General features: G+C 71.4%; 8 protein-coding genes and 1 pseudogene. 5 read left to right on the top strand and 4 right to left on the bottom strand.

The genetic code is table 11. The annotated features are described in order from the left end of the window. Positions 1–52: 52 nt before the first annotated feature. Complete coding sequence (sigJ, locus tag GT354_RS20230; protein ID WP_161357709.1) at positions 53–988, bottom strand: RNA polymerase sigma factor SigJ; 936 nt, start codon at positions 986–988, stop codon at positions 53–55. A gap of 361 nt (positions 989–1349) precedes the next feature. On the opposite strand from sigJ, the gene GT354_RS20225 reads away from it, so the two are divergent. Further along, on the top strand, positions 1350–1895 hold the full coding sequence (locus GT354_RS20225; protein ID WP_161357708.1) for a YceI family protein: 546 nt from the start codon (positions 1350–1352) through the stop codon (positions 1893–1895). A 34-nt stretch (positions 1896–1929) separates the two neighbouring features. Here the strand turns inward: GT354_RS20225 and GT354_RS20220 are convergent, their stop codons facing one another. The 3 genes from GT354_RS20220 to GT354_RS20210 form a co-directional block, all read right to left on the bottom strand. Then, a complete protein-coding gene (locus GT354_RS20220) occupies positions 1930–2100 on the bottom strand; it encodes a hypothetical protein (protein WP_161357707.1) in 171 nt (56 codons plus the stop codon). 1 nt (position 2101) lies between these two features. Next, positions 2102–2752: a MarR family transcriptional regulator gene (locus tag GT354_RS20215; RefSeq protein ID WP_161357706.1), complete on the bottom strand. Its 651-nt coding sequence runs from the start codon at positions 2750–2752 to the stop codon at positions 2102–2104. Between the two features lie 201 nt (positions 2753–2953). Further along, complete coding sequence (locus tag GT354_RS20210; RefSeq protein ID WP_161357705.1) at positions 2954–3562, bottom strand: superoxide dismutase; 609 nt, start codon at positions 3560–3562, stop codon at positions 2954–2956. A 169-nt stretch (positions 3563–3731) separates the two neighbouring features. Here GT354_RS20210 and GT354_RS20205 point away from each other — a divergent pair, with 169 nt between their 5' ends. The 4 genes and pseudogenes from GT354_RS20205 to GT354_RS20190 form a co-directional block, all read left to right on the top strand. After that, the gene (locus tag GT354_RS20205; protein ID WP_161357704.1) at positions 3732–4784 is read left to right on the top strand and encodes a questin oxidase family protein; all 1053 of its coding nucleotides are present in this window, start codon (positions 3732–3734) and stop codon (positions 4782–4784) included. A 194-nt stretch (positions 4785–4978) separates the two neighbouring features. Next, complete coding sequence (locus tag GT354_RS20200) at positions 4979–5245, top strand: hypothetical protein (RefSeq protein ID WP_161357703.1); 267 nt, start codon at positions 4979–4981, stop codon at positions 5243–5245. Positions 5246–5369: 124 nt separating this feature from the next. After that, a complete protein-coding gene (locus tag GT354_RS20195) occupies positions 5370–5825 on the top strand; it encodes a nuclear transport factor 2 family protein (protein ID WP_161357702.1) in 456 nt (151 codons plus the stop codon). Between the two features lie 62 nt (positions 5826–5887). Further along, positions 5888–6262 (top strand): annotated as a pseudogene (locus GT354_RS20190) (uridine kinase); the annotation flags it as partial.

The raw sequence follows: 6262 nt of genomic DNA, 5'->3' as shown, positions 1-6262 counted from the left end.
GGCCGGCGCGGCACAGGGCGGTGGGGCGGCGGTCCCGAGTGGGCGGCGCGTGTCAGTCCGTCGTCCAGGGCCGGAGCTTGTCCGGGTTGCGCACTGCCCAGATGTGCCTGATCCGCCGATCCGCGACGTCGAACGCCATCACCGCCGCGATGCCGCCGTCCACGTGGAGAACCAGGCCGGGCTGACCGTTGACCGTGCGCTCCAGGAACTCCAGGGCGGGTGCCAGATCGGCGAGTTCGACGAGGTAGCGGGCGACCTGCTCGCCGCCTTCGACGGGGCGCAGTGCCGCGTCGACCACTCCGCCGCCGTCGCCGATCGCCGTGACCCCGGGATCCAGGAGGGCGACGAGCGCGTCGAGGTCCTTGGCCTCCCACGCCTGCTTGAAGTCCCTGACGACGTCGGCGCGCCCGGCCGACCGGGTCGCGGCGCCCCGTGACGCGCGAACGCGGCGGCGGGCCGACGAGGCGAGTTGGCGGCATGCCGCCGGTGTGCGGCCGACGATCTCGGCGACTTCGGTGAAGGGGTAGCGGAAGACGTCGTGCAGGACGAACGCGACGCGCTCGGCCGGGGTCATCGCGTCGAGCACGACGAGCAGGGCCATGTTGACGGACTCGTCGAGGGTGACGTGGTCGGCCGGGTCGACGGTGCCGCCGCCCGACCAGCCGTTGATCCACTCTCTGCGGTCGGGCAGCGGTTCCGGGATCCACTCGCCCACGTAGCGTTCCCGCCTCGCCCGGGCCGAGCCGAGCAGGTCGAGGCAGATGCGGCCGGCGACCTTCGTCAGCCAGGCTCCGGGAGATTCGATGGCTTCCCGCCGCCACGGGGCCATGGCGTACCAGCGGGCGTACGTCTCCTGTACGACGTCCTCGGCGTCGGCCAGCGAACCGAGCATCCGGTACGCGACATTGATCAGTTGACGCCGCTCGTTCACGACCGCGCTCAGGGCCGGATCGAGCGGGCCGTCTGCCGGCTCGGACTGGGTACTCATAACGTCACCGGCTTCCTGGGTTGCACGTGCTCTCGTCGGTACGACGAGACGACACCTCGGAATGTGAGGTCGGGGCGGGCGCCTCGCCGCGCGTTCCGGAAGGTCGGTCACGGCCGCCCGCGGACGAACGGCTCGATGCGCGTCGGCCGCGCTCGTCGCCGGTGCCGCCGTCGCGCACGGTGACGGCGTCCAGGGCCGGGGCTGCCGCAGCCGCCCGAGAGACGACGCGGATCACCGCGCTCGGCCCTGACATCCTGCCGGGCTGTGTCGTCGGTGAGGTGTGACGGCGCATCAGCACCGGCTCGGACCGATTCGGCACCCGACCGACGACCACCTCTGCGGCACTCCAGGAGCACCCGACATGACGACCACGACCGCACTCGGCGACCTGACCGGCGACTACGTCCTCGACACCACCCACACCCGGATCACCTTCGTCGCCAGACACACGATGGCCACCAGGGTACGGGGCAGGTTCGACACGCTCGAAGGCAGCGCACACATGGACGGTCACGACCCCTCGAAGTCCGGCGCCCGACTCACGATCCGGGCCGCGAGCATCGAGACCCGCAACCCGCAGCGCGACCGACTTCTGCGCGCCAGGTTCCTGGACAGCGACCACCACCCGACGATCACCTTCACCACGACCGGAGTGGAGCAGGTCGGCGAGACCGATTTCGAGGTCGCCGGCGACCTGACCATTCGCGGCCTGACCAAGCCGGTCACCACGAACTTCGAGCTGATCGGCGCCGAACACGACCCCCACGGCAACTTCAGGGCCCGCTTCAAAGGGCGCGTCGTCATCAACCGCATGGACTGGAAGGTGAACTGGAACGCCGCGACCCGCGCCACGATCGGCGACAAGGTGACGCTGGAGTTCGACGTGAGCGCGATCCGACAATCCTGACCGGGGCAGCCGAGGTGCGTCGGCGCGGTGATCGTCACGGGCCGGCGGCGCGGGTGTGTCCGTGGTGTCCGTGCTCCGTGGGGTGTGCTTGGCGAACGAACTCGTATGCCTCGGCGGCCCCGATGCGCGCGGCGGGCGCCGGGCGACCGCCCGGGCCGTCGTCGGTGGCGGCGGAGGCTGCGCGCAGGACGAGGAGTTCGCGCACCTCAACGCTCGATCGGCCGGACCTCGTAGGCGCAGTGCGGGGCGCCCGCCACCATGTGGCTCACTCGGCGGATCTCCGCGTCGGGCAATGCCTCGCGCAGGAAGGTCAGTTCCGACGAGCACGCGGTGCCGCAGCGCACCGCGACGTCGAAGATCGCGCAGTTCTGCTCGACGATCAGCCATCCGGAGCCGTCCGCGAGCGGGTCGCAGCCCGCGAGGTAGCCGTCCTCGTCCAGGATCGCGGTGATCGCCGCGACCCGACTGCCGAGGTCGGGCGCGGTGGCGACGGCCCGGGCGCGCTCCAGCCGGCGTTCGCGGCGGCGGTCGAAGAGGCGGTCCACGAAACCCGGGTCCTCCGCCTGCGCGGTCTCCAGCAGGTCGCCGACCAGGTCGCCGTAGCGGCGCGGGAACAGGTTCTCGCCGGCTGCGGTCAGCCGGTACACGTGTTTGGGCCGGCCCGGACCCAGCCGCGCCTGACGGTGCGTCACGTAGCCCTCGGCGACCAGTCCGGCGAGTTGCTGGCGCATGCCGCTCGCCGTCATCCCGATGGTCTCGGCCAGTTCTTCCGCGCGTAGTTCGCCCGCGCGCTTGAGGTGCCGCAGTATCTCGCGCCGGGTCTCGGGCAACAGTGCGAATGCGTCCTGCTCGGTCACCGGCCCGCCCTTCTCGTCGACCCCGAGTGCGTGATGTTCTCTCGTACCGCTCCTCGCGCTCCCCGCGCCCCTCGCCCGCCGAGACGGCGATCGGCCCGAACGGCGATCGACCTGAACGGCCGACGGCGCCGCGGGCAGCCGCAACGCCCGACAGGGCCGCACGGGTGACACCCGCACGACCCTGTGATCAAGCTCGAAGACTCAGGCGCCCTTGGCGGCCGTCAGGCGCGCGGCGACGTCGTCCCAGTTGAAGACGTTCCACACGGCCTTGAAGAAGTCGGCCTTGACGTTCTTGTACTGCAGGTAGAACGCGTGCTCCCAGGCGTCGATCGCCAGGAGCGGCACGGTGCCCTGCGGGATGTTGCCCTGGTGGTCGTAGACCTGGGTGACCACGATGCGCTGCGACAGCGGCTCCCACGCGGCGACGGACCAGCCCGAGCCCTGCACGGTCATGGCGGTCTGCGTCATGTGCGCGCGGAACTGCTCGAAGCCACCGAAGTCCACCCCGATCTGCTCGGCGAGGTCACCGGTCGGCTCGCCGTTGCCGGTCGGGCCCAGGTTGGTCCAGAACAGGCTGTGCAGCACGTGGCCCGAGACGTGGAAGGCCAGGTCCTTCTCCAGCTTGGAGATGGTGCCGTAGGCCTCCTTGTCGCGGGCGTCCGCGATCTGCTCCAAGGCCGTGTTGGCTCCGGTCACGTAGGCCGCGTGGTGCTTGTCGTGGTGCAGCTCCATGATGGCGCCGCTGATGTGCGGCTCCAGGGCGGCGTAGTCGTACGAGAGGTCGGGGAGCGTGTAGACCTTGTCGGCCACGAGAGTTCCTCCTGCGGTGTGGTTGCGGTGACGGTCTCGACCCTATGCTTCCGAATACGGGCTCGGCAAGTTAGGCAAGACTTAACTTGCCTAACTGCCAAGCCCTTTGCGGCAGCGTGCGCGACATCCGTCGAGGCACGTCCGAAACCCGCGTCCACCAGGAGCCCCGATGCATCAGCAGGCCGCCGAGACCTTGGACGAAGCCTTCGAGCGTCTTCACCACACCGGTCCCGAGTTCGACGACGCACTGTCGAATCACGGTCCGATGGCCGTGGAGTCGCTCGCGTACTCCGGCCAGTGGGAAGCCGTGCCCGGTTGGCTGGACCTTTACACACCCAGACTCGACGAAGCCCCCAAACCCACCGACCGGATCGCCCGCGACGCGTGGCGCGACGCGCTGGGCGATCACGCCCGCGCGGGCGACTGGATCGCGCTGTTCACCGACGAGTTGCGCGAGGGGTCGTGGCGCGACGTGCTCGCGCTGTGGTGGCCTCGGCTGCTCCCCGGCATGCCCGGCGGTGCGACGCACGGGGTGATCCGGGTCGGCCACGCGGTCCGCGCGCTGACGAGCGCCGGCGAGAGCCCGATCCGACGTGCCGAATTCGCGCACGCGATGGCCTACTTCGCGTCGTGCAACCTGCCCCTGCCCGACCTGGCGCCGCTCGCCGGCGACCGCTCGCCCGCCGAGGCGCTCGACGCGGTGCCGCCGCTCCCGGTCGACGAGAAGGGCCACATCCACCGCCGGTTGACCTTCCTCGCCGGGTGGGACGCGTGGGTGCGGCCGACCACGTCGGTCCGAGCGGCGACCACGCCCGAACAGGCGCAGACCCTGCTCGCCGAGACGGTCCGTGCCGCGACCGCCTTGTACCTGCGCCGCGGCCACGGCAACGGCGTGATGAACGTGCACGGCGTGACCGCCCCGAACGCGGTCCTGCGGGTGCTGCCGTCGCTCCCTCGCGAGCTGTGGATCCCGTCCTACCAGGCGGCCTGGGCGACCGGCTGCGCGGTCTTCTCGGTGTACACGGGCCGCGAGGACGCGACCGGGCAGCCGACGCCGGCCGCCGACCCGCGGGAAGCGATGGAGCGCGCCCTCGCGCACGGCGACGAGCACGCGATCAAGCTCACCGACAGCGCGATCGACGTGTACACCGCCACGCACGACCCGCGCGCGCTCGCCGCCGCGGCCCGCGCGACGGAACTGATCCACCCCCTCGCTCGCTGACTCGCGCGAGCGACTCGGGGCGGCTCGACTCGCCTACCGGGCGCGACCGAAATCGGTACTTTCCGCCCGCGACACGCCCTCGTTCGAGGGAGATTCCCCCACTCGGAGCAGCGAAGCCCGTTCGCTGGACCCGCACGTACACCCCGCTCCCCCCGCGCGTACACCCCGTACGGGCGCCCACGAACGGAGACCCCATGCGCGTCACCCGCGTCCTCGCCGCCGCGACCACCGCCACCGTGCTCGCCCTGGCGGCCGCGGCCCCCGCGTTCGCGAACGGCTCCGCAGACACGCCGACCGGCGATGCCGACCGGGTCGGCGGGGTATCCGAGGAGAAGATCCTGCACGACCTGCGCCCCGCGATCCTGGGTGTGCACCAGGGCATCGCGAGCTCGTTCGTCGAGGTCCCGGCCCCGAACGTGACCATGCCCGACGTGGCCGCGCCGCAACTGCCCCCGAGGTGACCCACGCCACCACGCCGCCACCGAGCGGGCCCCCGTTCCCCCGCCGGCGCCCCGACGAACATCGATACTGACGCCCCGTCAGGTATCCCTGGAACTTGCTCGCCGCCGGGGCTACGGTCCGCCTATGAGCGATCAGACAACGAACCTCCAAGAGCGCAGGCGCACCGTCGAGAACTTCTGGCAGGGCGTGGACACCCACGACTGGGACCTCGTGGCGTCCACACTCGCCGAGGACTTCGTACGGGTCGGGATGCGCGACAACGCCGAGGACACCTGCCGGGGCAAGGACGCCTACCTGAAGTTCGTGTCCACCGTCACCGGCCGCATGGCGCAGCACGAACTACGTTCGCGCTTCACGTTCCTGAGCGAGGACGGGCGCTACGCGTTCAACGAGGCGATCGAATCGATCCGGCCGACGCCCGAGGACGAGTTGCTCGTGATGCGCTTCGCGAACTACCTGGAACTCGACGACGACGGGCTGATCGTCAGGCTCGACATCTTCTGGAAGACGCCCCCGCACATGCCGCCGGACTGGATCACCGTCGACGCGACCCTGGAGCGCGAGCCCCACGCGGACTGACCGGCCGCCCGGCCCGAGAATGGAGCCATGACCGACCCGAACACCCGCCCTCCGGCCCGCCGATGACGACCGTCCGACCGGTCACCCCGGACGTCCTGGTGAGTGAACTCGTCGGGGCCGTCGTCCGCCGGGCCGAGGGTCGGGAGTGGACGCGGGTGGCCGTCGACGGGGCGGACGCCGCCGAACCGGGCGTACTCGCCGACGCGCTGGTCGCGCCGTTGCGCCTGCTCGGGCGTCCGGTCCTGCGGGTGCGGGCGCGCGACTTTCTGCGGCCCGCGTCGGTGCGCCTGGAGTACGGGCACACCGACGCGGAGTCGTACCTGTGGGGCTGGCTGGACGACGCGGCGCTGCGGCGCGAGGTGCTCGACCCGCTGGGGCCCGGTGGCACGGGCCGGGCCCTGCCGACCCTGTGGGACGCGGCGCGGGACCGCGCCACG

The sequence above is a fragment of the Streptomyces sp. SID3343 genome (assembly GCF_009865215.1).
In the GTDB taxonomy this organism is placed as follows: Bacteria; Actinomycetota; Actinomycetes; order Streptomycetales; family Streptomycetaceae; genus Embleya.
This window is presented reverse-complemented; position numbering and strand designations above follow the sequence as displayed.

Bases quoted from the DNA above. Each gene is read 5' to 3' on its own strand.
- sigJ (WP_161357709.1), bottom strand. From the start codon at position 988: ATGAGTACCCAGTCCGAGCCGGCAGACGGCCCGCTCGATCCGGCCCTG.
- GT354_RS20195 (WP_161357702.1), top strand. From the start codon at position 5,370: ATGAGCGATCAGACAACGAACCTCCAAGAGCGCAGGCGCACCGTCGAG.
- GT354_RS20205 (WP_161357704.1), top strand. From the start codon at position 3,732: ATGCATCAGCAGGCCGCCGAGACCTTGGACGAAGCCTTCGAGCGTCTT.
- GT354_RS20225 (WP_161357708.1), top strand. From the start codon at position 1,350: ATGACGACCACGACCGCACTCGGCGACCTGACCGGCGACTACGTCCTC.
- GT354_RS20200 (WP_161357703.1), top strand. From the start codon at position 4,979: ATGCGCGTCACCCGCGTCCTCGCCGCCGCGACCACCGCCACCGTGCTC.